Origin of the sequence: Pseudomonas izuensis (assembly GCF_009861505.1) — a bacterium.
GTDB lineage: Bacteria > Pseudomonadota > Gammaproteobacteria > Pseudomonadales > Pseudomonadaceae > Aquipseudomonas > Aquipseudomonas izuensis.
Genome location: NZ_WTFT01000003.1, coordinates 94,813 through 119,643, shown reverse-complemented (window position 1 = coordinate 119,643; position 24,831 = coordinate 94,813). Strand labels below are relative to the sequence as shown.

Genomic DNA, 24,831 nt, shown 5'->3' with positions numbered 1-24,831 from the left:
ATCACGATAAAATCACAAGTCCTGATCGAGTGTCAGGCATTTTGCAAGTTGAGATTTGATCGGTCGTTAGATAGCCATGACTATTGAGATATTTATTAACGCTGTTCTTGTTGAATTGAAAACACGATGATGAAAAAAAATGCAATTAAAGCAATATCTCTTTTATGGATCGGATCATTATCAGGTGCAGGCTTTGCATTTTTAACTCAGGTTTTGCTCGCGCGTGGCCTAGGTAGTGCGAGCTTCGGTATTTTTTTTTCCGCACTAAGTACAATTACCCTTCTTGCTCCTTTAGCGGGATTCGGAATATCTCAATTCTGGTTGAAGGCATTTGGGGCGGAAGGTTGGGCAGCAGTTAGATGGATAAAGCCATCAATCAAATTTGTAGCGGTTAGTACGATTATATTAATGCTTATTATAATCTTTGGAGCTGGTACTTTTAGTCACGATTCTGAGTCGCAACACATTTTAATGGTTCTTTCGTTTTATATCCTTGGTCAGTTGTCAGTTGAATTGGTAAGTAGCAAGCTGCAATTGGAGGAGAGATATACTAAGTTGGCACTGTGGCAATTACTTCCGCATCTCTTGCGATTTATAATCGTCTTGGTAGCAACTACGGTTTATATTGAATATATTAGCGTTGAAGTGTATGCATTGTTTTACGCTGCTGTTGCTATAGTTTTTTTTATTTTTGCACTCCCTGAGCTGTCAGCGATGAAAAATGGAGTTCTTAAATTAAAAGGGCATGCGCATAATTCTTTGGGGGGGGATCGTACTAATCCGACGGCTCTAACTGCAGCTAGTGAAAGCTGGCCGTTCGGGATGGCTGCGTTTTCCTATTTGATCTACTTTCAAAGCAACATTGTGTTGCTTAAGTATATGTCGGGAAATCAAGAGGCCGGAATATACAGTGTTGCGTTTACAATAATGACCGCCGTGTATTTATTACCTAGTGTTATTTATCAGCGCTTTTTGACACCGAAAATTCATCGGTGGGCAAATCATGAGCCTGAAAAGTTTTATCAAGTTTACCGTACGGGGAATTGGGCAATGCTCGTGCTGGGCGCTGCGGCTATGATAACGATATATATTTCAGCAGATTGGGCTGTGCCGTTATTTTTTGGAGAGCAGTACAGGGCCTCTGCGGGAATCTTGAAAATTCTTTCACTATCTGCGCCGATAATTTTTGTGGCATCCAGTGCAGGTGCAACATTAGTAACTCAGCAGCACATGAAAATCAAAGTAAAATATATGATGAGTGTGGCGCTGATAAATCTTGTGCTTAATTTACTGTTGATACCAAAATTACACACTACAGGTGCAGCAATAGCAACTGTGATTAGTAATGCAATATTGTTGGCGTTCTACATGTATGGTGCTAAAAAATTTGTTTTCCAATCTGCGAAGGCTAGATCTTAAGTGCACGTTTTTCAGAGATAATTAGTTTGCAGGGCGCCATGTGACTTTTATAGTATGAAAGTTTTAAGGCGTTGATTCCGGTCATGAGTTCAATGTCATAAATAAGTACATAGCCCAGGCCTTCAGACGCGGGTGAAGCCACCTTCAGAGGATTCAATATTTTGAAAATTGCACTAATTACTATCCATTATGCTAACAGCTATGGTGGCACTCTACAGGCTCTAGCGAGCCAAAAAGTATTAAGCGCTTTTGGTAATGTTGAAATTATAGACTATAAAAGCGATGAGTTGAGAAACACCCTTAAACTTATTCGTGTAGATGGCAGTGTGCGTAGCGTTTTAAGAGCTGGCAAAGACTTGTTTAGACTAGTACCAAGAAGACGTCTCATAAAAAAGTTTAAGCTGTTTATTGAAGGTAATTATAGTTTGACCGAGGAGTGTAATAGTTTTAAAGAACTCCAGGATGTTTCGAAGCAATTTGACTATGTGGTTTGCGGAAGTGATCAAATTTGGAATCCCAAAATCACGGGAAAACTGGACCTGAACTACATGCTTGAATTTGCCACAGAGGCAAAAAAAATCTCATTTTCGTCAAGTTCAGGATCATACACATATACAGAAGCCGAAGCTCTCGATGTTAAAAGAAACCTCGCGACATTCCATAGTATTTCCGTAAGGGAAGAAGATACTGCGGTAAAGCTTAAATATTTACTTGATGGTAAGGAGATCCACCATACGTTAGATCCCACACTGATGCTTAACAAGCAGGAGTGGTTGCAAGTGATCGGCGGGAAAAAATCTCAAAATAAGAAAATTGATAAGTACATACTTGTATATACCCTGAAGAAAGACCCATTGACGAGAGAAGCTGTAAACAGAGTAAGAAGTATATTGGGGCTAAAAGTTATCGCGATTGATCAGGATCCTTATCTTGGGTATCGGGCGGATCATCATATAATGGACGCTAGTCCATCTGATTACATTTCGCTTTTTTCAAATGCATCTTTTGTGGTTACTAACTCGTTCCATGGGACCGCATTTTCTGCGAATTTCGAGATTCCATTCATAACAACCCAGCCAGAAAGTGGAGCAAATAGAATAAAAGGTTTGCTTGATAACCTAAGTTTGTCGAAGCAATTCATCCAATCTTTGTGCGATATTGATAGTGTGTTAAAAGAAGATGCTGATTTTGTACAAAGTAGATCAAAGTTAGAAACCATGCGCATGTCCTCCTGGAATTACCTTCATAATGCCTTTTCAGATAATTTAAAAAGTGAAAACTCAGGAGTATTATGACCTCGCTACACACCTATGGTATTCCCATATCAAGATTGTCTACTCGGTATGTACTAGCTCTTATAATAGGGTTTACGGTAACTTTTAATAATATAGAGTGGTCGTTTGGTGGTAATACTTTGACTTTGGAGCGGATACTGTCCGTTCCGCTTTTTTTGACCGTATGTATGTTGTTACTTGGTTCAAAAGTTTCGTTTAGACTTCCTCAGACTGGAATTATTCTAGTTGTATGGGTCGTACTCACTTTTTTTTCTTCTGCAACTGGTCCAGTCCCCGCCTGGTCTCTTAAAATGTTCTTGGGGTTACTATTTGCAATTAGTTTCTATTATGTAACTATTTGGCTAAGGGCTAATCCATTCACTATATTTAGGTCGAAGTTGTTTTTGCTGTTGGCTTGGTTTTGTGGGCCATTCCTTTCTATAATCTATGTGGCTTCAGTTCTTCATGTTCAGCTTCCTGATATTGCTATTCATTGGCTTCAGGAAGGGAGTGGCGGAACACGAATTAGAGGAGGTATTACTGAGGCTAACTTGTTTGGTGTCTTTGTTTCTCTAATAACGCTGGTTGTCGTTGCACTTGGAAGAACTAGAAAGATTTGGTGGTGGGTTTTAGTTTTAGGATTGCATACTTCGCTTTTGTTTTCTTTTTCTAGGGCACCATGGGTTTCCTATGTGTTGTCTGTTGGGATCTATTATGCGCTAATCAAGCGAAGCCGTTATAAGGCAAGGGGCTTCGTCTGGTATACACTTGCGGCATTATTGTTGGTTGCGGTTATAGGTGCGGCATCTTATTTTGTAATGGCCGAATTTGGAGAGTATGAAATAGTAGGTAGAACGCACTCTGTTAGGACTAGATTTATTATGTGGGGACTTGCAGCAGAGTCGATACTTAAGAACCCGTTTTTGGGGAATGGTATCTACAGCTTTAGCGAAATATACTCATTTGCGCCAGAACTAGTCGGTTCGGATAGCCATCGTAGCGCATGGATATCAAACCTACCTTTAGCACTACTACATGATACTGGTATTTTTGGGCTGCTACTTTTCTTCTTTTTCATGATTTCAGTAATTCGGCGCGGCTTAGTAGCTGTTCGAAGGTTGGCAGTAAGTAAGGTGGCTGATATTAATCAAGTGAAAGTCGGTGCAGCTCTTGTAGCATTCTTGATGGCAATGGTTTTTTCCAGTCAGTCAATTCCGGCACACTCTATTGCGATTTTTTGGGTTTGTATTGCCCTTACTGAGCGCTTTACTACATTAAGTAATACCTTGCCATTGAAGGGCTAATAAATGAAGCAAAGGAAAATTGTTTTCTTCCATCTCTTTAATGATCGTAGCGGTAGTCCAAAGGTGTTATCGCAAATAATAAAAATTGCCAGCAAAAATGATAATAAAACTGAGGTGGTCACTAGCGATCATTCGGATGGCTTTCTTTCGGGGTTGGGTGATGCTCAGAGGATACTTTTCTACAGACGATCGGAGAACAAGCTAGTAACTCTTTTGTATTACGTGTATTCCCAGGTTTCTCTATTTTTTCAATGCCTGAAATACAGTCGCGGTGATACTGTATTTTATGTGAATACAATGATGCCGTTTGGGGCGGCTATTGCGGGAAAAATTAAGGGAATACCAGTTTACTATCATGTGCATGAAACATCGATAAAGCCTAAGCCACTTAAGGTTTTCCTGCGGTGTATTATAAAAATCGCGGCTGAGAAAGTAATATACGTATCGAAGTACTTGAGGCAGGTTGAGAGTTTCAGTGGGCTGAAGTATGAGATTGTACATAATGGTTTGGATGGTTTTCCAGTCGTAAAGACTAAAGAAGTCGTCGGTGAGTTTCGGGTTTTGATGGTTTGCTCATTGAAAAAGTACAAAGGTGTTTTAGAGTTTGTCGAAATAGCTAATCTATGTAGAGGGTATAAAGAGTTAAAGTTCACTCTTGTATTAAATGCTACTTCTGAAGAGATTGGTACATTTTTTGAAAAAATTGAGCTTCCATCTAATTTAGAAATTCATGCGCGACAACAAAAATTGGCGGAGTTTTATGAGCGCTCGCACCTGTTACTGAATTTGTCTAAAAGAGATGGGTGGGTTGAAACATTTGGTTTGACAATACTGGAGGGTATGTCCTTTGGACTGCCTGTTATTGTTCCTCCTGTAGGAGGCCCAGCAGAAATTATTCGAGATGGAGTCGAGGGTTATTTAATCGATTCAAAACATACATTGCTTATTCGCGACACTATATATTCGCTTTCTAAGTCGTCTCAAAACTACCAAGAATTTTCGCATAGGGCTCTAATGCGGTCTCGCGAGTTTAGTTTGGAAAGGTTTGAATCTAAAGTTATCCGCTTGTTAAATGAGATGGCTTATTCTTCGTGAGTTATTTTTCATAACTCATGCAAAGATTTACATGCTAATCCGTTTTTTCTGTTTTTGGGCGGGATTGAAATCTGTCTATCGCGTTACGCGTTAATATTTTGTGAAATGTGCTTAGATTCGCAAAGCGCAGGCCATATTGTTTTTTTCAATATGTAGTAACTTTCATTTTTCGTTTTGGTTTTTATTTGGTGTTATGGCTTTTCGAGGTTTTTTTGAACAACGAGTCTCGTCGTAAAAATATCATCGCTAACTGATGAGTTCGTTTGATATGTGGCGAATATTACTAACTATAGATTGCAGAGTCCGATGAAAAAATTATTTATCCTTGGGATCCGCGGAATCCCAGCAAGACATGGCGGATTCGAGACGTTCGCGGAAAAACTTTCACTGTATCTGACAAGAAATGGCTGGGAAGTAACAGTCTATTGCCAGGAAACTGGTGAAGGTGAGGTTTCAACCAGTCAATGGAATGGCATCAACAGGATACATATTCCCGTATCCCGCTCTGGTGCTGGCGGTACTGTTGTATTTGACTGGAAAGCCACAACGCATGCTCTAGGTCAAAAAGGCTTGTTTCTTACCCTCGGTTATAACACGGCCTTATTTAACGTGCTTCAAAGAGTTAAAGGCCAAGTAAATGTAATCAACATGGATGGGATTGAATGGAAGCGAGATAAGTGGGGAGGAATCGCAAAGGCTTGGTTTTGGCTCAATGAGAGAGCTGGATGCTGGGTCGGCAATCATTTGGTGGCAGATCACCCTCTTATCAAGTCGCATCTTGCTACCAGAGTTTCAGAGTCGAAAGTGACAATGATCCCTTATGGTGGTGACGAAGTATTGGATGCCGATGTAACTTGTTTGGACCGATACGGGTTAACAGTCGGTGGATTTTCAATCGTCATTGCTCGACCCGAACCTGAAAATTCTTTTTATGAAATAGTCGATGGGTTCAGTAAAAAAAATCGTAATCATAAACTGATTGTGCTGGGTAATTTTACTCCTGATAAAGTTCCATATCATAAAAAAGTAATGGAAGCTGCCAGTGATGAAGTTATCTTCCCAGGTGCCATATACGAACAATCAGTCGTGCGGGCATTACGATTCTACAGTAGGTTCTATATTCATGGTCACCGCGTGGGTGGGACGAACCCATCGCTCGTTGAAGCATTAGGCGCCAGTTGTGCGGTTATTGCGCACGACAATCAATTTAATCGTTGGGTGGCAGGTAATGCCGCGGTGTACTTCAAAGACGAGCAGGACTGTGCCGCTTTGTTTGATAAGTACCTGCGCGACGACCACAACTTTTTGCGAGTGACAATGAAAAATGAAAGCACTCGCCGATTCAACGAGAACTTCACATGGGAAAACATCCTTTCCCAATATGAACAACTACTGATTCAGTGGTACCCCAAGGAGCGCAGCAAGTGACCAGACGTATTATTGTTACCGGTGGTGCCGGCTTTATCGGCTCAGCCGTAGTACGCCATTTGATCGCGAATACCGATGTTGCTGTCTGCAACATCGACAAGCTCACTTATGCTGGCAACACTGAGTCCTTGGCATCGGTGTCCGATAGCGCGCGTTATGAGTTCCAGCAAGTGGATATCTGTGACACTGCTGCGCTACATGAGATTTTTGCCTGTTTTCAGCCGGATGCAGTAATGCACCTGGCAGCAGAATCCCATGTAGACCGGTCGATCGACAGCCCGTCGGACTTCATTCAAACCAATATCGTCGGCACCTACAGCATGCTGGAGGCTAGCCGGCGCTATTGGTCGACATTGACGTCGGAGCGGAAGCAAGATTTCCGTTTCCACCATATTTCAACGGATGAAGTGTATGGCGACCTGGAGGGGACTGATGATCTGTTCACCGAAGCCACGCCTTACGACCCTAGCTCGCCTTACTCGGCATCCAAGGCAGGTTCCGACCATCTGGTTCGCGCCTGGCATCGTACCTATGGCCTGCCGGTGGTGGTAACCAACTGCTCGAATAATTACGGGCCGTACCATTTCCCGGAGAAGTTGATTCCCCATGTAATTCTTAACGCCATTCATGGCAAACCACTGCCGGTATATGGCGATGGTTCGCAGATTCGTGACTGGTTGTTCGTGGACGATCATGCCCGGGCGCTGTTCGAAGTGGTTTCTCGCGGTGAAGTCGGTGAAACCTACAACATCGGCGGCCACAACGAAAAACGCAATCTGGAAGTAGTCGAAACAATCTGCGAGTTACTTGATGAACTGCGGCCCCGGGATGCGGAGCTTGGCTCTTATAAAGAGCTGATTACATTCGTGACTGACCGCCCTGGCCATGACCGCCGATATGCCATCGACGCCGCCAAAATTCAACGAGAGCTGGGATGGGTACCGAAAGAGACCTTTGAAAGCGGGATCCGCAAGACGGTGCTCTGGTATCTGGAAAACAGCCTGTGGTGGCAGGACGTGCTGAGTGGCAACTATCGCCTCGGCCGACTTGGCGAGCACGCCTGAATTTCTGTCCGTGATTTTCCCGTCTCAGTGAAGGAGTAATTTATATGAAAGGTATCATTCTGGCCGGTGGCTCCGGTACGCGCTTACACCCGATTACCCGTGGCGTGTCGAAACAACTTTTGCCCGTGTACGACAAACCGATGATCTATTACCCGCTGTCGGTGCTGATGCTGGCTGGTATCCGCGAGATCCTTATTATTTCCACTCCTGAAGATCTGCCTAACTTCGAGAAGCTTCTGGGGGACGGATCGTCTTACGGGATTGAACTCAGCTACGCAGAACAGCCTAAACCTGACGGTTTGGCTCAGGCATTTATCATCGGTGAATCGTTCATTGGCGACAGTAATGTTGCGCTGGTGTTGGGCGATAATATTTTCTACGGGTATGGTTTCAGCGCTAGCCTGCAGGAAGCTGCCAAACGCAAGTCCGGTGCCACAGTCTTTGGCTACCACGTGGCTGACCCCGAGCGTTTCGGTGTGGTTGAATTTGATGAAAACGACAAAGCCATTTCCATCGAAGAAAAACCCAAGCACCCGAAATCCAATTACGCAGTCACCGGCCTTTACTTCTACGACAACGATGTGGTGCAGATCGCGAAGAAGGTGAAGCCTTCCCATCGCGGTGAGCTCGAAATTACTGACATCAACAACGCTTACCTGCAGCGCGGCGATTTGCACGTCAGCGTATTGGGTCGTGGCTTCGCCTGGCTGGACACGGGTACCCATGATTCATTGATGGAAGCTGGGCATTTCGTTCAAACGATCGAAGCGCGTCAAGGGTTGAAGGTAGCGTGCCTGGAAGAGGTTGCCTTCAACCAGGGCTGGTTAAGTGCTGCGGAGCTCGACAAACTAGCCACCGCTCTCCACAAAACTGGTTATGGCCAATACCTCGCGGGTCTGCTGGCAACGAGGTCTTCTAAATGAATGTCATCCAGACCCAATTACCTGGCGTGCTGATTATTGAGCCCAAGGTGTTTGGCGATGAGCGCGGCTTTTTCGTGGAGTGCTACCAGGAGCCGCGCTATCGTGACGCCGGAATTGAATTGCCGTTTGTACAGGACAATCACTCGCGGTCTCAGTTTGGCGTACTGCGTGGTTTGCATTTCCAGCGTAATCGGCCTCAAGGCAAGTTAGTACGTGTTACCCGTGGAGCCGTCTACGATGTAGCGGTCGATATCGACCCTGAATCTCCGACCTGCGGAGAGTTCGTAGGCGTTGAACTGACGGCAGATAATCATCTTCAACTGTGGATTCCACCGGGTTACGCCCATGGATTCTGTGTGTTGAGTGATATCGCCGACTTTCAGTACAAATGCACTGATCTGTACTATCCGGAGGAAGAGGGCGGCCTTATCTGGAATGACCCTGATGTGAATATTCCCTGGCCAGTGGATACACCAAAACTTTCGGAGAAAGATCTGCGTAACCCGAGCTTGCGAGCTCTACTAGGCGGAGAATGACTATGCGTGTTCTTGTCACGGGCGCTCAGGGGCAAGTCGGATACGAGTTGCTTCAGCGGGTGCCAGATGGTTTTGCTGTGTTCGGTTATGGTTCCCAAGATCTGGACATCAGCAATGCAGATCAGGTCCGTGCAGTATTTAAAGCGGTTAAGCCAGAGTTGGTCATTAACGCAGCGGCGTATACCGCAGTAGACAAAGCCGAATCAGACGCCGAGCGTGCCTATGCGGTTAACTCGGACGGAGTGGGACTGCTCGCGGCCGCTGCGGAAAACCTGGGTATTCCGCTCCTGCATATCTCCACGGACTATGTGTTTAGTGGTGATGGTGATAAGCCGTACACCCCCGAAGACGTTACCCACCCTACCGGTGTATACGGGTTGAGCAAGTTGGCTGGCGAGAAGCAACTGTCGGAGCAGTGCTCGCGACATCTGGTCCTACGGACCAGTTGGGTATTTGGTGCGCACGGTAATAATTTCGTCAAGACAATGCTTCGTCTAGGAAGTGACCGGGACACATTGTCTATCGTTGCCGACCAACATGGGGGACCAACTTCTGCGGGCAGCATCGCCGAGACGTTGTGGGCATTGGCTTCGGTTTTTCGACGCGACGGTCGTCTGGGCTGGGGGGTGTATCACTACAGCGGTGCCCCTGCTTGCAGCTGGTATGACTTTGCCAAGGAGATTTTCACTCAGGCTGCCGACCTTGGTCTGCTGGAAAAATCCCCGAATGTAAACGCAATTACCACCGCTGAGTACCCGACACCCGCGAAGCGCCCTATGTGGTCTGTGTTGGACTGCGAGAAGCTGGTCGACGCACACGGATTGGTGCCTAAGAACTGGGTGCAAGAACTCCAGACAGTTCTTCGGCAGTTAGGGGAACGACAAAGCGTTTGATGTCTTAGAGCCTCGAATATAAGTCCGACCATTAATAACATTTGTCGAGACTATCAAACTGTCTGCATCAAACACTACCCACTCAAAAGCCTCTGAACGCGCTGAGTTTACTGGCAAATCCAAAAACGTTAGAAAAATTGTAGCCATTAGCTATATAGCTTGCCATCGGCCGAGTAACGCGTAATCAGTGGCATAGATGTTCTGTCAGTGACATGATCTACAGAAGGTAAAGGGGGAGTGGGCACGGTCATTTGACGCTTTTTTTGTCGGTGTCTGTTCAGTCTTTCGCTTCTTGGTACTTAGTATCAAACCTGTATATCGAGAAGGAGTCTGATATGAAAAAGCTATTTGCAGCCACGTTATTGGGTCTTTTGAGTACCGCAGTCATTGCGGCAGAAGAGCCGCTGACTCTGAGTACTCCTCTGGTCGGTTCGGTCACTGTGGGCACAAGTCTGTTGGTCGGCGCTGCAGTGGTTGCGGGTGTGGTAGCCGCATCCAACAGTGGTGGTAGTTCTAACGGCGGTGGGGGTACTTCGGGTACAACCGGTACTACCGGTACCACTAGATAACATAACCGTCGATGTTTTGGACAAGGTCACACAGGGATGCCTGGGTGGCCTTGTTTTTTTGGATGTGCTCTCAACTAGCGTAGTGCCAATATGATTCGTAATCTTTCTGTTGCCATACTGGCAAGTATTACTTTGCAAGGCTGTATGTTTTCCCCCGGTCAACATATGGACACTAGTCAAGTCGTTCGTGATGGAACACCCGAGAGCAGTCGTGTTGAACTGATCCCTATCACTCCCAAGTTGATCGCGATGAACGCGGCCACTGAGGTGGGCGAGGCCATTCCGTCAGAGCTTTTGAGCTACTCACCGGGAAGTTATAGGATTGGTGCCAATGATTTGCTGTTTATTACCGTTTGGGATCATCCAGAGTTAACAGCTCCTTCCGGGCCACAGCAGCAAATCGATGCGAACGGGCGTCTCGTCCGTCCAGACGGCAATCTTTTTTACCCCTATATAGGCAATGTCCTTGCTGCAGGTAAAACAATTGAAGAGCTGCGAGACCATATTTCCAGCCGTCTATCGCAGTTTGTTGAAAGTCCACAAGTGGACATCAGTGTTTTGCGGTTCGCCAGCCAAAAAGTCGTTGTTTCTGGTGCAGTCATCAGGGCAGGGCAACAGCCACTCACCACAACACCGCTGAGCGTCGTCGAGGCTGTTGGTTTCGCTGGCATCGATCCTCTGAATGCTGACCTCTCAAACCTGACCCTCACCCGTGATGGTCGCCAATACAAACTCGACCTGGACGCTTTGAACCATCAGAGCGACTCCCAGTTGCCGAACGTGTATCTCAAGGCCGGCGACCAGTTGTATCTGCCTTACAACGATCGCAAGCGAATCTATGTCATGGGTGAAGTTACCCAACCCCGGGCTTTGAGCTTCAAAACCAAAACCATGAACCTGTCCGATGTGCTGGGGACAGTGGGTGGCTTGAACCAGACGACTTCCAATGGCAATGCCGTTTATGTGATCAGGGGTGTCGAAAACCTGGACAAGGAGCCAGCGAAGATTTTCCAGCTGGAGGCCGAATCGCCTTCTGCCATGGCGTTGGCCACTCGCTTCGATGTGCAGGCGCAGGACGTGGTTTACGTCGGTCCCGCCAACATCACCCGTTGGAACCGTTTCATCAGCCAGTTGGTACCGTCCGCGTCCATCGTGGGTATAGGCGCAGCTGCAAGAAACGACATGAGCGAAGCCGGCAGCAGATAAGGGCAAATTCTACCCGTGAATATTTTGCGCAGCAGCGCCTGCTTGGCGATGGCTTTCATGCTGTGTGGGTGTAACCCACTGATGAAGGCCTCTTTCGATACCCTTAAAGCGTCCGCCGTGGGGCCCGACTCTCTGGAGTTGACCCAGGCTCAGGTGGACGCTGTTCCCTTTCCTCAGATCAAAGTCACCACGTCCTCCAGCGAGGGCGTGATGGCAATGATTCGCCAGCGTGGCGACCTGCAGTTCTGGGTCGCTTCCGGTAAGCAGGTGTTGTTGATGCGCGACGGTTTGATCGTGCGCAGCGTCGGGCTCGGTATCAACCTCGATGGCACCCGCTGGGAGGGTGAGTCGCCGTTCAAGCGTGGACTGCATCGGCTGCCCGACGGCTATAGCAGCACCCGCTGGATCGATATCTATGACGGCTACCACGTCGGGATTGCCGTGAGCAGCCGGTTTACCCAGGAAGGCATCGAGGACGTCAAGGTGATGGACAAGACGTATGCCTTGGTCCGTGTTGATGAGCGCATTGATGCGCCTCAAATAGATTTCCATACGGTCAATCGTTACTGGGTCAGGCCACAGGATGGTTTCGTCATTCAGAGCGAACAGCATCTAACGCCTCAAATTTCCCTGAAGTTCATTCAGTTGCGTTCTCAGCAGGGAGCTATTCATTGAAGCGTCTGAATATAGTGTTTGCCGGCTTGCTATTAGCTGGCTCAGGCCTGGGCCATGCCGACGTCACTGTCAGTGGTGATGTTCGCAGTCCCGGCCCATTCAAGATCCAGCCAGGCGCCCGTTTGCTGGATGTTATGACCGCTGCACAACCCAATGCTGAAAGTTACTGGTTGGCTGCCGCCTGGTTACGCCAGCCTTTGCTGGAAGAGCAGCGCCGGTTGAAAGTCGGCGTACTGTTTGATCTGAAAGTACTGCAGCGTGGTGCCTTGTTGTTTAACAAGCCTGCCCGGGCATCCTTGGCCGACCAACTCTATGAGGAGGTCGCTCGACTACCGGTCACGGGTCGCCAGGTTGCAGTGCTTGACCCTGTTGCGGTCGAGGTCGGGTTTGCCCTCAACGATCGCATCGATGATGGCGACCATCTTGTCTATCCACTTCGTCCAGATACCGTGGAAGTGTTGGGCGCTGTCGCGAAACCTTGCCGGCTGCCTTATCGCGCAATGCAGGAAGCCCGTGACTATCTGCAGGCTTGTCAGTCCTCCGCCGATGCCGAGATGGACTACCTGTGGATTATTCAGCCCGATGGCCACACCCAGCGGATAGGCATTGCCTTGTGGAATCGGGAGGAGGGGCACTGGCCCGCCGCCGGCAGCAAAATCCTCGTGCCGATCAAGAACGATGATCTTGACCCGCCTACACCCGAACTCAATCAGCAGTTGGCCGAATTCCTCGCCACTCAACCTGTGGCTGAGGTGGCCCCTTGAAGTTACGTTTTGCAGCCGTTCTGTTGTTACCTTGTGGTTTGGCTCATGGAGAGCCGCGTTATACCCAGAATGATTTCGGTGGTGTGGGCTTGTTGCAGACACCCACCGCACGCATGGCGCCTGCCGGTGAGCTGAGTGTCAATGCCAGTCGAACCGACCCCTACAGTCGTTACAGTCTCTCGCTGCAGCCTTTTGACTGGCTTGAAGGCTCGTTTCGATATACCGCCATCACCAACCGTGCATACGGCCCCGAGTCATTAAGTGGCGACCAGAGCTTCAAGGACAAGGCTATCGATGCAAAAGCCCGGCTCTTGAAAGAAACCCATTGGTTGCCAGAAGTTGCCCTGGGCTTCCGGGACATTGGCGGTACCGGGTTGTTTTCCAGTGAATATTTCGTAGCAAACAAGCGTGCTGGCGACCTTGATTTCAGTCTCGGAGTCGCCTGGGGCTACATCGGCAATCGTGGCGATTTCACAAACCCGCTTTCTGTGTTTGACGACAAATTCGATGATCGCCCGCAGAGCTCTGCTGCAGTTGCTAGAGCGGGCGATGTGAATACGGATTCCTATTTCAGAGGGTCCCCCTCCTTGTTTGGCGGTGTGTCTTACCAGACACCTTGGGCGCCGCTCAGTCTGAAACTCGAATACGAAGGTAATGACTATAAAAACGAGCCACTCGACAACCCGATCAAACAAGACACGCCCATCAACATCGGCGCCGTGTACAAACTGACAGACTCGATTGACCTCAGTGCTGCCTGGGAGCGCGGCAATACCGCCATGTTCGGTATTACCCTGCACACCAACTTTGCCAGCCGCAAGACGCCCACGAAGACCTACGACCCGCCGGCGGAGCCTCTTCCCGCTCAAACGCCTGCTACTCCCCCGGAGCAGGTCGATTGGGCCAACGTGTCCCAACGCCTGCAAAATAATGCCGGCTATAAAGTGGAGCGCATCACTCAGCGTGGCTCTGAGTTGTTGGTGTATGGCGAGCAGTCCCGTTACTTCTATTCGGCGAAAGCCGTCGGCCGGGCCAGCCGAATCCTGGATAACAGTGTCAACGACGATATCGACTGGTTCACCTTGGTGAACAAGCGGTACGACATGCCTCTGGAAGAAACCAGTGTGCCCCGCGAAACCTTCCGCGAGGTGGTCAAGAACGAAGAGCCTCTACAAGACCTGCATCGCGCAACCGACGTCAATGCCGCGGTACCGCACACCGAGACCACGCTGTATACCGGGGTGCGGGATCCTTTCTCTTATGGGCTGGGCCTGGGGTACAAACAGAACATCGGTGGACCTGATGGCTTGCTCTATCAGGTCACTGCCGATGCCGACGCTGAATATCGCTTCACCCGTAATACCTGGTGGAGTGGTTTGCTGAGCGTCAACTTGTTGAATAACTATGACAAGTTTACCTACGACGCACCGAGTGGATTACCTCGAGTACGCACAGACCTGCGCAAGTATCTGACGACCTCCGACGTCACCATGCCGACGTTCCAGCTCAACCACGCCAAGCAGTTGGACAAGGATCTTTATGGCATGGTCTACGGGGGGTATCTGGAGTCCATGTTTGCCGGGGTCGGCGGTGAGGTACTGTTTCGCCCGGCGGGCCAGCGCTGGTCCGTCGGTGCCGATCTGAACTTCGTTCGCCAGCGTGACTTTGACCAGGGCTTTGGTCTGCGTGACTACTCGACCGTCACGGGGCACGTCACCGGCTATACCGACTTGCCTTTCGAAGCACAGGCGGCTGTCAGCGTGGGCCGTTATCTGGCCCGGGACTGGGGCACTACGATCGACCTGTCCCGTGAGTTCCGTAACGGCGTGCGATTTGGTGGCTGGGTCACGCTGACCACGGCGACTAAAGAGGAGTATGGCGAGGGTAGTTTCGACAAGGGAATCTACATCTCCATTCCTTTCGACGAGTTGATGAGCATGTCGACGATGCGTCGTGCCAACATCGTCTGGGCGCCTTTGACCCGGGATGGTGGTGCGCGGCTGAATCGTAGTTACTCGTTGCACACGATGACCGATAGCCGCGACAGCGATTTGTTCTATCGCAACTTCGAGAAGATTACCGAGTGATGATTGGCGATCTGCAAGGTGGGTATGCCTTGCAGATCGCCCTGAGGTTCCTACAGCCTGGTGACACTCGACAGCGGCAGGTTAATACGCTGCTCGCGTTGCAAAAAGTTCATCAGCAACACAACCCGCTCATCGCCATCCATCGCTAGAAAAAGCGCTTCCAGCTCCGCAAAACTCCCTTGGTTGATACGCACCAGGTCGCCCTGTGTCAGCAACGATTGTGCCGACGGTTCGCGCTCGCGCAGTTGAAGATGCCCAATCACATCATCAGCAATCGCTACAGGCTGACCGCCAAAACTGACTGTCCTCAATACGCCTCGCGTCGAACGCAGGGGTGCCCAGTTGTCGTGTAAGCTGAGCTGGATAAACAGATAGCCGGGAAACAGCGACTCGCAGAGTGTCTGCCGCTTGCCCCGCAGGAGGCGTTCGCGACGATAAGTCGGGCGATAGCATTGGTAACCCTGACGCTGCAGATTTTCCTCGGCGCGCTCATCCTGGTTGGCTTTGCAGTGAATCAGGTACCAGGCGGGTTTGGCATATTGTTTACTCGCGATCATCCGAGTCTTCCTTACTTGGCGAGTTGTTTAGTCTTGAGTTGCACCGGACCAAGCGAAAAGGGGACTTTCGTCCCCTGATTAATCCGCTGGCGCACCATCAAATTGAGGCTCGCCGTCAATAAATGTCTTTTGACAGCAAGGTGAATGGCGTCTTCACCAGGATTTTCAGATCCAGCCACAGCGACCAGTTGTTGATGTACTTGAGGTCGATCTCGACGCGCTTCTGCATCTTGTCGATGGTGTCGGTCTCGCCGCGGTAACCGCTGATTTGAGCCAGTCCGGTGATACCCGGTTTGATTCGGTGACGAGCCATGTAGGCGAGAATCTTGCCGGAGTAGTAATCATTGTGAGCAATGGCATGCGGACGAGGCCCAACAAGAGCCATATGGCCTTGCAAGACATTGAACAACTGCGGCAACTCATCGATTGAAGTGCGGCGGATAAAGCGTCCGATCGGCGTTATCCGCGAGTCATTACGACTGGCCTGCTTCACTTCGTGGTCATCGTGCACGCGCATCGAGCGAAACTTCCAGACCTGAATGACCTTGCCATTCCAGCCATGGCGATCCTGCTTGAAGAATACCGGACCCTGGGAGGTGAGTTTGACCGCAAGGCCAATCGCCAACAACAACGGACTCAGAACGACAATGGCCATCAGCGCCACGCTTTTATCGAGCAGGCTTTTGCTCAGGGCGGCGGTGGGTTGGCTGGTCAGCGGGCTTTCATTCAAATGGATCGCCGGAAGGCCATCTACATCACTGACCGAGTGATTGAGCAGCGTCAGGCTGTTCAAGTCCGGTACCCAGACAACATCGACGTGGGCATCCAGCAGGTCGCCATACATGGCCTCGATCTGTGCTGCTTCACTCAACGGCAGTGTGATGTACAGGCGGCGGATATCGTGGGTCTGGATCAGTTCCAGCAGTGCCTCCTGCGGGCCTACAACAGGTGGCGCACCCTCAGTCATCAAGGGCGTGGCGTCCGAACTGACCAGGCCGACCAATGGGAAATGCTCAAGGGTACGAAGCTTGTTGGCCAACCCCAATGCCAGATCGCCAGTACCGACAATCAGCGTTTTCCGCTCTCGTTGAAGTGAGCGTTGGTAGTATTTCGAGAAGCCATGCAACGGGACATATAACAACGCCTGCCCGATGTAACTGCAGATGGCCCAGATCAGAATGATCTGACGGGAAAACAGCTCATTGGCCTTGCAGAGAAACGCGACAATAGCTAACGCTGCCAACGTCATTGACCAACCCATCAGGAGTCTTATCAAACCTTCCAGGTAATTATCTTGCTTTGCATAGACGCCGCACCAGGTATAGGCGGGCACGGATGCAAGTACAGTGAGTGTTGCGCATACTCGATAATAGAATTCTACGTTTCCATTCTGGTAATAAACCAATAGAAGTAACAGGGCGACAACAAAGCCCTGACCCATTGCCCACTGTCCCCAGAAGGTCAATCCTTTGAGAGTGGTATTTCGATTGATACGAAGATTGTTAACCATGCGATATCCCCAAAATACGTTCATTTCCGTGTCGACAGACAAGAACCAAAGTTGATCTGGCATGTATTATTGTTTTTATTAGATAGCCAACCGTTGACGAACTGAAACGCCAAGGGCGGCGCTGTCGCCAGTAAATAGAGTAAGTGATTGGTTTGAATGCTGTCTGACGACTTTTAACGATGGGGGGTGGTATGTTTCGGTTGATATATTGGGCAAGCAAGGCGTGTTAGAAATGGTCGATAAACCGGTTTTGTGGGGTGGGGTTTATAGAAGAGAAGAGGCAGATGGGGAAGTGAGGCGGTGTGCTTTTTTATTGTTGTAGTGCACTACCTGGGATGGCCGTTTCATTAACTCAGGTCAGGCCTTTCCCTCGGGTGATTTTTTGTATCAGGCAATACCCTCGGTTGCGGACTGCACGAAAAAGACGCTCGCCATTGCTGGCGCTTTTGAACTTTTCCTGGAGTCGGCTCAGGCACATTTCGAGACCGCGATAATGCTCGGGTTCTCTGCCGATGCTGCGAATAAGATCGTCCTTGCTGACCACGCGATCATCATGATGCAGCATTGTCTTGAGCAGGGTGGCCTCCAGTCCAGTCAAGACAATCTCTACATCATCCTTGATCAGTACGCCGTTGCCATTGCTTAATCGCCAGGTTTCGTTAAAAGGGTTGCATTGTTCGGCCGAGTTGGAGACGCAATCCCTGGTGTCATCCCCGGCATCATCTGCGAAGCAGACGATGTTATCGAATTGAGTGTCGGACTGGGCCGCTTGCCACTCAGACTTGAATGTCGAAAGAACGCGCTGTGTATCATGCTTGATAACAGGCGAAACCATTCTGTCCACGTGCGGGAAAATAAACTCCATTAGTTTTGGAGCGGAGGAAGGAGGGGTTACGCTTTCCACAAACATTTTTGCTTGTGACGTACCGAACGAGTTATATCGCTTGCTGGAGAGTAGTGCCTCCAGCTCCAGCTGTAGTGCGGGGTTATGGGTTACCACAACAAAGTATTTTCTGAGGAGGTTTGTGCTGCTATCCATGGCTCTCTCCTGATGTGCACGCCTGGTAATGGGATTAAAGGTTTTCGGCAGGGGAGTAATGGCTCCCTTGGAAATAGTCAAAGGGCAACGCTCGCGCCAGCACATGGCTGGCAGCATGCTCGACGCTGTCCGCTATAAAGCAGACTTTATTATTGTGCGCTTGCAGGATCATGCGTTCGTAAAGTCGGTTGAAAAGGTCTGGGTTACCCGTGAGCTTAAGATCCAAGTCTAAGGTCGAAATGGAAATCTTTATATAGTCGAATAGATTCAGGGTTGTGTATGTTTCGATACTTTCGTCGTAGATATCGAAGCCATCGAATGCGATTTCTATGCCGTGATCTTTTAATTGAAATACGTTGTGGAGGACATTTTTTTTGTCGGTAAAACTGTCCATCGACACAGGCAGCTCGTTTAGTGCGATCACCAGCGTCTGACCAAAACCACGCAGGATGTCGCTGCACCGGATCAAGTCTTCAGTGAGCTCGGCATGGGTGAGCGCAGACTGTTCTACACACACGAATCGGCGGCTCAGATGTTTGTTTTCGCTAGCGCTGTTGCGGTTTTTCAACGAAAAGGCGCTCAGCCGGGTCTGCATCAGTACTTCGCTGTAGATGCCACCCATCTGATGCGCTGCTGGTGCGCCAGAGTCAATAGCGGACAGAATCAGACTATCGTCGGATTGTATTCTGATCTCGCTGGCAAATGGGTAGCCATCGCGTGTAAGAATCAATTGCCGAGAAAAGTGTTGATCCGCGCGGTCGAAGCGAGGCACGCATCCGGTTGCGTTCATAATGCAAAAACTCCGTTGCACATAAATAATCAGGTGGTAGAAATCAAACCCCTGATTAAACGATATCCATACCCACGAATGCTTTGAATGGCGTTGGTGCCATACATGCCTTTTATTTTGCCGCGAAGGCGGCTGATCGATTTTTCCAAGGCTCTTGGGTCATAGAAATTTATATTGAGCCCCATGACTTTGGCGATTTCATCATGGCTCAATATCTGGGTTTTCGTTTGAGAAAAGGCTTCAAGAATTTTCATTTCTGCAAACGAGACATCAAGCTTTTTATAGTCCCCGATGAGGCACATGCGAGTCGGGTCCAGGAGCAGATTGTCTTTCTTCTGCCATTCCGGGCTACTAAAGACCTCGGAAAACACCTCGGCGCTATCATCAGGCGTTCTATTGAACTTTATGCAGTAATCGGCGCCGGCAAGATAATATTTCATCTTGTTGTAGGTGCCTGAGCCCGTGATGGCTGCAATAATTATTGACGCCAAATTGTCGGCACGAAGGCCTTCAATCAAGGCAATACTTTCATCAAGCGCCTGGGGGCTATCAATGACGACAAAAACCGCCCGATACAAATCAAGGTGCTTGTTTCTATTGAACGAATTGCTGTAGCACGCTGCATCAACGGTTATATCGGTCCCTGCATGGCTGGCGACTAATTCCCTGAAACCCTCAGCTACGATATGGGTCCGTCCGATGGTGAGAATCCCTGTCTGCTCCTTTGCGTGGCTGTGAATTGAAGTCGTTTTGGTCCCTGTAAGCATCATGCTTTGACTCGGCTGGGTGCAGACGTTTGGATGTTAAAGCACCAATTCTCATTTGTGACTGACAATTGGTAACATTTCACCAAAATTTGATGCGGTAGACACGTTTTTTTTAACATTGCCGAACAATCGGACGTGATCGTTGGGTGTGGACAGCCGAATTGTCCAGGAATCCGCAGAGGTTAGCACGGTATAGCATTGTGCCATCTTTTTGCATGGGCATCCTGATTTTCCGAACCGATAAGCTGTGCGTATGACTGAAGCGTGAATCGTTTTACGCTTTTTCCTGGAGGATCAATTAGCCCTGAAAATTAGTTGCCTGTAGAGGGCGTTTACCGACGGTTTTGGTAAAGGTATATCCAATAATAACTGATATATAACTTCTGTTTGTTAGTGTTGGTGGTGGACATTTGATAACAGCCAGTTTTAATGCGATCTCTAATGCGTTTTAATCTCGCGTTCGCCAAATGGTAATCATCGGATTGAACTAAGGTCAGTCTGGATGTTTGGCTTTTTCCGGAATGAGCTTCGTTGCGAAAATTCCAATCGTTCGAGTAGTCATCAGTCCCCTGACGCGCGTGCTGCCAGGGGCTAACGGGGAGTTTATGGATTTTTGGACGACCATCACGGTGTTGATCCTGGGGGCGGTCGAAGGGCTGACGGAGTTCTTGCCTATATCAAGTACCGGGCACCAGATTATTGTCGCGGACTTGCTCGACTTCGGCGGCGAACGGGCAATGGCGTTTAATATTATTATTCAGCTCGGCGCCATCCTCGCGGTGGTCTGGGAGTTTCGTCGCAAGATCCTCGAAATCGTCAGTGGTTTGCCAACCCAGCGCAATGCGCAGCGTTTTACCTTGAATCTATTGATCGCCTTTATGCCGGCCGTTGTCCTGGGGGTATTGTTCGCCAACAAGATTCACGAATACCTGTTCAACCCGATCACTGTGGCGATGGCATTGGTGGTGGGTGGCGTGATCATGTTGTGGGCCGAGCGCCGCGAACATGTGGTGTGCGTCGATCATGTCGACGATATGCGCTGGACGGACGCACTCAAAGTGGGTTTCGTGCAATGCCTGGCGATGATACCGGGCACTTCACGCTCAGGATCGACCATTATCGGTGGATTGCTGTTTGGACTGTCGCGCAAGGCTGCGACGGAGTTTTCGTTCTTTCTGGCCATGCCGACCATGGTTGGCGCCGCCGTCTACTCCGGCTACAAGTATCGAGACCTGTTCCAGGCTGGCGACCTGCCGGTTTTTGCCTTGGGTTTCGTGACGGCGTTCGTATTCGCCATGATCGCCGTTCGTGGCTTGCTCAAGTTCATCGCCAGCCACAGTTACGCGGCATTCGCCTGGTACCGGATCGTATTCGGATTGCTGATCCTGGCGACATGGGGATTTGGCTGGGTCAACTGGACTGAAGCGGCGCACTGAACACCAGCACCAGGCTGCGGGATCAGCAGCCTGGTATCGGGTAATGCTTAACGCCCTTCAAGCAACTGCGCCGCCTGATCCAGCAAGGCCAACGGCTCTTTGGCCTTGTGGATATCCACCGACAACAACTGCCGAAACTTGCGTGCCCCCGGAAACCCGGTGCCCAGCCCCAGCACATGCCGCGTGATGTGGTGCATCGAACCGCCTGCATCGAGGTGTGCGGCGATATACGGCCGCAACTGCGCCAGCGCCTCGGCGCGCGTAATCACCGGTGCGGTGCTGCCGAACAGCTGCTGATCCACTTGCGCCATCACATAAGGGTTGTGATACGCCTCTCGGCCCAGCATTACCCCGTCAAATGTCTGCAAATGCTCGTGGCAGGCCTCCAGCGTCTTGATCCCGCCGTTGAGAATAATCTCCAACTCCGGAAAATCCGCCTTCAACCGTGCCGCCACGTCATAACGCAGAGGCGGAATGTCACGGTTCTCCTTCGGCGACAACCCCTCCAGAATCGCAATCCGCGCATGCACGGTAAAACTTGTGCATCCGGCCTCGCGAACCGTACCGACGAAATCACACAACTCTTCGTAACTGTCGCGCCCGTTAATGCCGATGCGATGCTTCACCGTCACCGGAATCGACACCGCATCGCGCATCGCCTTCACACAATCGGCCACCAACTGCGGATGCCCCATCAGGCACGCGCCAATCATATTGTTCTGCACCCGATCACTCGGGCAGCCGACGTTCAGATTCACCTCGTCGTAACCGTGGTCCTGGGCCATGCGTGCGCAGGCAGCCAAGTCCAGCGGCACACTGCCACCGAGCTGCAACGCGAGCGGGTGCTCGGCTTCGTTGTGGCGCAGGAAGCGTTCGTGATCGCCGTTGAGAAGCGCGCCGGTGGTGACCATTTCGGTGTAGAGCAGGGCGTTTTTCGACAATAGGCGCAGGAAGAACCGGCAGTGGCGGTCAGTCCAATCCATCATGGGCGCGACGGAGAAACGGCGGGAGAGCGGGGCGGGTGTGGCAATGGTTACGGGCATTGGGGATCTGGAATCGGTGAGGCTGGGAGGTGGGGGAGTTTAACAGGTATGGGGGTGTGGGGCTGAGGTGGCTTTTAGCCTTGACTTGAGACCGGCTAACGGGTGTCCCCATTTTGCACGGTTGGCAACAGGCGTCATCCCCGGTTACCTGCTATTAATCAATGGGTGTTCGAGTGCAGGTCCTATAGGGAGCGCGTAATGAATCCACTTATTCGCATCGGCATTGTCGACGATCATCCGCTGTTGCGTGAGGGCGTTGCCAATACATTGAAAAAACGGGCGGATCTTCACGTCGTCGAGCAGGGCGCCAATGCGGACGATGCCAGGGATATTGCCCAGAGGACGCGTCCGGACGTGATGTTGATGGACGTCAATATGCCGGGCGATGTGTTCGCCGCGGTGCGGTTCATTTCCACGCAGTTGTCGGTGAAGGTGCTGATGCTGACGGTTTCAGAATCCGAAGATGACGCCTTTTTGGCACTGGAGGCTGGCGCGCGTGGGTATGTGTTGAAAGGTGTCAGCGGACCGCAACTCGTCCAGGCGATCAGGTCGGTTGCCAAGGGTGAGACCTATATCACCCCCGAGGTTGCCAACAAGCTGCTGAGTAACATCAAGGAACACGAAGCGGAAATTCGCACGTTGGATCTGAGCCACCGCGAGGAGCAGGTCATCCGTGAAGTTTCAACGGGGCTGACCAATAAGGAAGTTGCGTCAAAGCTGTTGATCAGCGAACAAACCGTCAAGAACCACATGAGCAGTGTGATGCAGAAACTGCACGCCCGAAATCGTGTCGAAGCGGTCGCTGCCCTACGGCGTTATTGGGAGCGCGAAGCGGTCGGGCGGCTTCATCCTGGCGTGGGAAAAAACCAAATGGATCCCCGGAATGGCTCCTGACTAGAGTTTGAACTGTGCATTTACCGAGGTACCAGAGGCGCAGGAATCGATACTGAATAACCCGCCCAGAGACTCAACGCGATAACGCAATCCGGCGAGCCCCAATCGGGTTCTGCCGGATTTTTCGAGCAGCATGGCATCCGCCGCCATGCCTGGACCACTGTCCCTGACGCTGATGTTCAATACTTGATCACTGTATCGCGCGTGAATGACCTGTCCCTCGCCGTTGGCATAACGGTAAGCGTTGTTGAGGGCTTCTTGCACAAAACGGTACAAACAGAGTTTGAGCGGCAGTGGCGCGAACTTCGGCAGCCGCGCCAGGTTTAATGTGACCTTGGTGCCAGTGCGTTGCTCGTGCCGTTGCGCCACCAGTTGCAACTCTTCCACCAGGCTCAAGTCGTTGATTTCCGGAAGTGCCAGACCTCGGGACAAATCGCGGACTTCACGCAATGCGTCGGTGGCGGCGCCACGAATGGTTTCCAGCGATTCCTGGTCGACAGCGGAGCAATTTTCGACCAAGTCGTCGAGCCGGATCAGAATCAAGGTCAATAACTGCGCCGGCCCATCGTGCAGGTCTGCACCAATGCGCCTCAAGGTGAGTTCGTTGACACGGGAAAACTCCTGGGTCGCCGTCGCTATCTTGCGCTGGAGTTCGGCATTGCTGATGTGCAATCGGGTTTGCTCCTGCAGCCGTAAGCGCAGTGCCACTTGTTGTTGTTGGATAATCTTGTCACCGCGCCGCACGATGAAGAAAAGCAACGTCAGCATGGCCAGCGTCGCGGCGCCAACGACCACCCATACCTGCTCCCGGACCTGATTGACCTCGCGTTTCAGGCTATCGGCCTTTTCATAAAACTCGCCCACCGCGATGATTTTTCCGGAACTGGAGTCCCGCAGGGGCGCATAGATCTCATAGAGCGGCAGGTTGAGCTCACGTTCGAACTCGTTCTCATCCTCGTCCAGGTCTTTAAGGTCGGTGACCACGTTGCCTTTGAGTGCCTCCCTGATCTCATCCAGTGGGAATTTGTGGTTGGTGATGGCTTTGTTCGTGCTGTAGACCACCGTGCCATCCGCTCGCCAGATCTTGATCGAGACAATGTGCTGTTTCAGCGAACGACTTTGTGTGAGGCGGTCCAGGGACTGGACGCTTGCAGCCGAAAGGCCATTGTCCCGGCTCATCTCCTGAACATAGGGCTCCAGGAATGTATCCATGTACTGAGCGCCTGCTTCTGCCGCGCTTTGTACCGCGGCATTTTCTATGCCTACGCTTACCAGATTGCCGACGAAGAACATGGTCAGTCCCAGGATCAGCGCGGCGGCAATGACAAACTGGGTCGAGCGACTCAGATCGCGCGCCTGCGCCGTGATCCGGGTGCGCCAGATTCCGTTGCGGGCCGCACCGGAAACCGGGGCAGGTCCGATCAAACTCTCAGTCTCCTGCGCGATAAAAGTCGCGTTTTTTGATTCGACGTCTGCATTTGCCATCTGCCTGGTTCCCTGAACGTGATCAGTCGGTTGGAAAACCTTGCAACTCAACGGACATCTGGAAAATGCCGGG

At 50.3% G+C, this 24,831-nt stretch carries 23 protein-coding genes; 16 read left to right on the top strand and 7 right to left on the bottom strand.

The features are described 5' to 3' along the window. The first annotated feature begins 126 nt into the window (after nucleotides 1-126). The 14 genes from GPL81_RS02340 (at nucleotide 127) to GPL81_RS02280 (ending at nucleotide 15,237) form a co-directional block, all read left to right on the top strand. Entirely contained in the window at nucleotides 127-1,419 is a 1,293-nt protein-coding gene (locus GPL81_RS02340; RefSeq protein WP_160105038.1) for an oligosaccharide flippase family protein, read from the top strand. Between the two features lie 161 nt (nucleotides 1,420-1,580). Further along, on the top strand, nucleotides 1,581-2,714 hold the full coding sequence (locus GPL81_RS02335) for a polysaccharide pyruvyl transferase family protein (RefSeq protein WP_160105037.1): 1,134 nt from the start codon (nucleotides 1,581-1,583) through the stop codon (nucleotides 2,712-2,714). Then, the gene (locus GPL81_RS02330) at nucleotides 2,711-3,997 is read left to right on the top strand and encodes an O-antigen ligase family protein (protein WP_160105036.1); all 1,287 of its coding nucleotides are present in this window, start codon (nucleotides 2,711-2,713) and stop codon (nucleotides 3,995-3,997) included. The genes GPL81_RS02335 and GPL81_RS02330 overlap by 4 nt, the downstream gene beginning before the upstream one ends. 3 nt (nucleotides 3,998-4,000) lie before the next feature. After that, nucleotides 4,001-5,092, top strand: a complete 1,092-nt coding sequence (locus GPL81_RS02325) for a glycosyltransferase (RefSeq protein ID WP_160105035.1) — start codon at nucleotides 4,001-4,003, stop codon at nucleotides 5,090-5,092. 306 nt (nucleotides 5,093-5,398) lie between these two features. Continuing rightward, nucleotides 5,399-6,520: a DUF1972 domain-containing protein gene (locus GPL81_RS02320; protein WP_160105034.1), complete on the top strand. Its 1,122-nt coding sequence runs from the start codon at nucleotides 5,399-5,401 to the stop codon at nucleotides 6,518-6,520. Then, nucleotides 6,517-7,584 carry a dTDP-glucose 4,6-dehydratase gene (gene rfbB, locus GPL81_RS02315; RefSeq protein WP_160105033.1) on the top strand — a complete coding sequence of 356 codons (1,068 nt, stop codon included), beginning with the start codon at nucleotides 6,517-6,519 and terminating at the stop codon, nucleotides 7,582-7,584. The genes GPL81_RS02320 and rfbB overlap by 4 nt, the downstream gene beginning before the upstream one ends. 44 nt (nucleotides 7,585-7,628) lie before the next feature. Then, nucleotides 7,629-8,507 carry a glucose-1-phosphate thymidylyltransferase RfbA gene (gene rfbA / locus GPL81_RS02310; protein WP_160105032.1) on the top strand — a complete coding sequence of 293 codons (879 nt, stop codon included), beginning with the start codon at nucleotides 7,629-7,631 and terminating at the stop codon, nucleotides 8,505-8,507. After that, nucleotides 8,504-9,043 carry a dTDP-4-dehydrorhamnose 3,5-epimerase gene (gene rfbC / locus GPL81_RS02305; RefSeq protein WP_160105031.1) on the top strand — a complete coding sequence of 180 codons (540 nt, stop codon included), beginning with the start codon at nucleotides 8,504-8,506 and terminating at the stop codon, nucleotides 9,041-9,043. The genes rfbA and rfbC overlap by 4 nt, the downstream gene beginning before the upstream one ends. Nucleotides 9,044-9,045: 2 nt before the next feature. Further along, a complete protein-coding gene (rfbD, locus tag GPL81_RS02300; RefSeq protein WP_160105030.1) occupies nucleotides 9,046-9,936 on the top strand; it encodes a dTDP-4-dehydrorhamnose reductase in 891 nt (296 codons plus the stop codon). A 335-nt stretch (nucleotides 9,937-10,271) separates the two neighbouring features. Beyond that, the gene (locus GPL81_RS31315; protein WP_246218872.1) at nucleotides 10,272-10,505 is read left to right on the top strand and encodes a hypothetical protein; all 234 of its coding nucleotides are present in this window, start codon (nucleotides 10,272-10,274) and stop codon (nucleotides 10,503-10,505) included. 90 nt (nucleotides 10,506-10,595) lie between these two features. Next, a complete protein-coding gene (locus tag GPL81_RS02295) occupies nucleotides 10,596-11,711 on the top strand; it encodes a polysaccharide biosynthesis/export family protein (protein ID WP_160105029.1) in 1,116 nt (371 codons plus the stop codon). Between the two features lie 15 nt (nucleotides 11,712-11,726). Then, a complete protein-coding gene (locus tag GPL81_RS02290; protein WP_281354984.1) occupies nucleotides 11,727-12,386 on the top strand; it encodes a YjbF family lipoprotein in 660 nt (219 codons plus the stop codon). Beyond that, nucleotides 12,383-13,150 carry a capsule biosynthesis GfcC family protein gene (locus GPL81_RS02285; RefSeq protein WP_160105028.1) on the top strand — a complete coding sequence of 256 codons (768 nt, stop codon included), beginning with the start codon at nucleotides 12,383-12,385 and terminating at the stop codon, nucleotides 13,148-13,150. Before GPL81_RS02290 ends, GPL81_RS02285 begins: the two co-directional genes overlap by 4 nt. Further along, nucleotides 13,147-15,237 carry a YjbH domain-containing protein gene (locus GPL81_RS02280; protein WP_160105027.1) on the top strand — a complete coding sequence of 697 codons (2,091 nt, stop codon included), beginning with the start codon at nucleotides 13,147-13,149 and terminating at the stop codon, nucleotides 15,235-15,237. Before GPL81_RS02285 ends, GPL81_RS02280 begins: the two co-directional genes overlap by 4 nt. A gap of 50 nt (nucleotides 15,238-15,287) precedes the next feature. Here the strand turns inward: GPL81_RS02280 and rfaH are convergent, their stop codons facing one another. From rfaH to GPL81_RS02255, 5 genes are all read right to left on the bottom strand, one after another. Continuing rightward, nucleotides 15,288-15,794 (bottom strand): transcription/translation regulatory transformer protein RfaH, encoded by a 507-nt coding sequence (gene rfaH, locus GPL81_RS02275; protein WP_096512604.1) that lies wholly within the window; start codon nucleotides 15,792-15,794, stop codon nucleotides 15,288-15,290. A 115-nt stretch (nucleotides 15,795-15,909) separates the two neighbouring features. Further along, nucleotides 15,910-17,304 carry an undecaprenyl-phosphate glucose phosphotransferase gene (locus GPL81_RS02270; protein ID WP_096512603.1) on the bottom strand — a complete coding sequence of 465 codons (1,395 nt, stop codon included), beginning with the start codon at nucleotides 17,302-17,304 and terminating at the stop codon, nucleotides 15,910-15,912. Nucleotides 17,305-17,656: 352 nt separating this feature from the next. Then, nucleotides 17,657-18,343 carry a winged helix-turn-helix domain-containing protein gene (locus tag GPL81_RS02265; protein WP_160105026.1) on the bottom strand — a complete coding sequence of 229 codons (687 nt, stop codon included), beginning with the start codon at nucleotides 18,341-18,343 and terminating at the stop codon, nucleotides 17,657-17,659. Nucleotides 18,344-18,377: 34 nt separating this feature from the next. Further along, the gene (locus GPL81_RS02260; protein WP_160105025.1) at nucleotides 18,378-19,133 is read right to left on the bottom strand and encodes an EAL domain-containing protein; all 756 of its coding nucleotides are present in this window, start codon (nucleotides 19,131-19,133) and stop codon (nucleotides 18,378-18,380) included. A 29-nt stretch (nucleotides 19,134-19,162) separates the two neighbouring features. Next, the gene (locus GPL81_RS02255; RefSeq protein WP_425502500.1) at nucleotides 19,163-19,903 is read right to left on the bottom strand and encodes a winged helix-turn-helix domain-containing protein; all 741 of its coding nucleotides are present in this window, start codon (nucleotides 19,901-19,903) and stop codon (nucleotides 19,163-19,165) included. Nucleotides 19,904-20,505: 602 nt separating this feature from the next. Here GPL81_RS02255 and GPL81_RS02250 point away from each other — a divergent pair. Next, nucleotides 20,506-21,336 (top strand): undecaprenyl-diphosphate phosphatase, encoded by an 831-nt coding sequence (locus tag GPL81_RS02250; protein ID WP_160105024.1) that lies wholly within the window; start codon nucleotides 20,506-20,508, stop codon nucleotides 21,334-21,336. 47 nt (nucleotides 21,337-21,383) lie between these two features. Here GPL81_RS02250 and dusA read toward each other — a convergent pair whose 3' ends face one another. Beyond that, nucleotides 21,384-22,379: a tRNA dihydrouridine(20/20a) synthase DusA gene (gene dusA, locus GPL81_RS02245; RefSeq protein WP_160105023.1), complete on the bottom strand. Its 996-nt coding sequence runs from the start codon at nucleotides 22,377-22,379 to the stop codon at nucleotides 21,384-21,386. A gap of 198 nt (nucleotides 22,380-22,577) precedes the next feature. Between dusA and GPL81_RS02240 the strand changes: the two genes are divergently transcribed. Next, nucleotides 22,578-23,273 carry a response regulator gene (locus GPL81_RS02240; protein WP_160105022.1) on the top strand — a complete coding sequence of 232 codons (696 nt, stop codon included), beginning with the start codon at nucleotides 22,578-22,580 and terminating at the stop codon, nucleotides 23,271-23,273. Here GPL81_RS02240 and GPL81_RS02235 read toward each other — a convergent pair whose 3' ends face one another. Next, nucleotides 23,274-24,758, bottom strand: coding sequence for a sensor histidine kinase (locus GPL81_RS02235; RefSeq protein WP_160105021.1), 1,485 nt, complete (start codon nucleotides 24,756-24,758; stop codon nucleotides 23,274-23,276). Between the last annotated feature and the right edge of the window lie 73 nt (nucleotides 24,759-24,831).

Coding starts and splice junctions, on each gene's coding strand:
- GPL81_RS02340 (WP_160105038.1), top strand. CDS start 127: ATGATGAAAAAAAATGCAATTAAAGCAATATCTCTTTTATGGATCGGA.
- GPL81_RS02330 (WP_160105036.1), top strand. CDS start 2,711: ATGACCTCGCTACACACCTATGGTATTCCCATATCAAGATTGTCTACT.
- GPL81_RS02325 (WP_160105035.1), top strand. CDS start 4,001: ATGAAGCAAAGGAAAATTGTTTTCTTCCATCTCTTTAATGATCGTAGC.
- GPL81_RS02320 (WP_160105034.1), top strand. CDS start 5,399: ATGAAAAAATTATTTATCCTTGGGATCCGCGGAATCCCAGCAAGACAT.
- rfbA (WP_160105032.1), top strand. CDS start 7,629: ATGAAAGGTATCATTCTGGCCGGTGGCTCCGGTACGCGCTTACACCCG.
- rfbC (WP_160105031.1), top strand. CDS start 8,504: ATGAATGTCATCCAGACCCAATTACCTGGCGTGCTGATTATTGAGCCC.
- rfbD (WP_160105030.1), top strand. CDS start 9,046: ATGCGTGTTCTTGTCACGGGCGCTCAGGGGCAAGTCGGATACGAGTTG.
- GPL81_RS31315 (WP_246218872.1), top strand. CDS start 10,272: ATGAAAAAGCTATTTGCAGCCACGTTATTGGGTCTTTTGAGTACCGCA.
- GPL81_RS02295 (WP_160105029.1), top strand. CDS start 10,596: ATGATTCGTAATCTTTCTGTTGCCATACTGGCAAGTATTACTTTGCAA.
- rfaH (WP_096512604.1), bottom strand. CDS start 15,794: ATGATCGCGAGTAAACAATATGCCAAACCCGCCTGGTACCTGATTCAC.
- GPL81_RS02270 (WP_096512603.1), bottom strand. CDS start 17,304: ATGGTTAACAATCTTCGTATCAATCGAAATACCACTCTCAAAGGATTG.
- GPL81_RS02265 (WP_160105026.1), bottom strand. CDS start 18,343: ATGGATAGCAGCACAAACCTCCTCAGAAAATACTTTGTTGTGGTAACC.
- GPL81_RS02260 (WP_160105025.1), bottom strand. CDS start 19,133: ATGAACGCAACCGGATGCGTGCCTCGCTTCGACCGCGCGGATCAACAC.
- GPL81_RS02255 (WP_425502500.1), bottom strand. CDS start 19,903: ATGATGCTTACAGGGACCAAAACGACTTCAATTCACAGCCACGCAAAG.
- GPL81_RS02250 (WP_160105024.1), top strand. CDS start 20,506: ATGGATTTTTGGACGACCATCACGGTGTTGATCCTGGGGGCGGTCGAA.
- dusA (WP_160105023.1), bottom strand. CDS start 22,379: ATGCCCGTAACCATTGCCACACCCGCCCCGCTCTCCCGCCGTTTCTCC.
- GPL81_RS02240 (WP_160105022.1), top strand. CDS start 22,578: ATGAATCCACTTATTCGCATCGGCATTGTCGACGATCATCCGCTGTTG.
- GPL81_RS02235 (WP_160105021.1), bottom strand. CDS start 24,758: ATGGCAAATGCAGACGTCGAATCAAAAAACGCGACTTTTATCGCGCAG.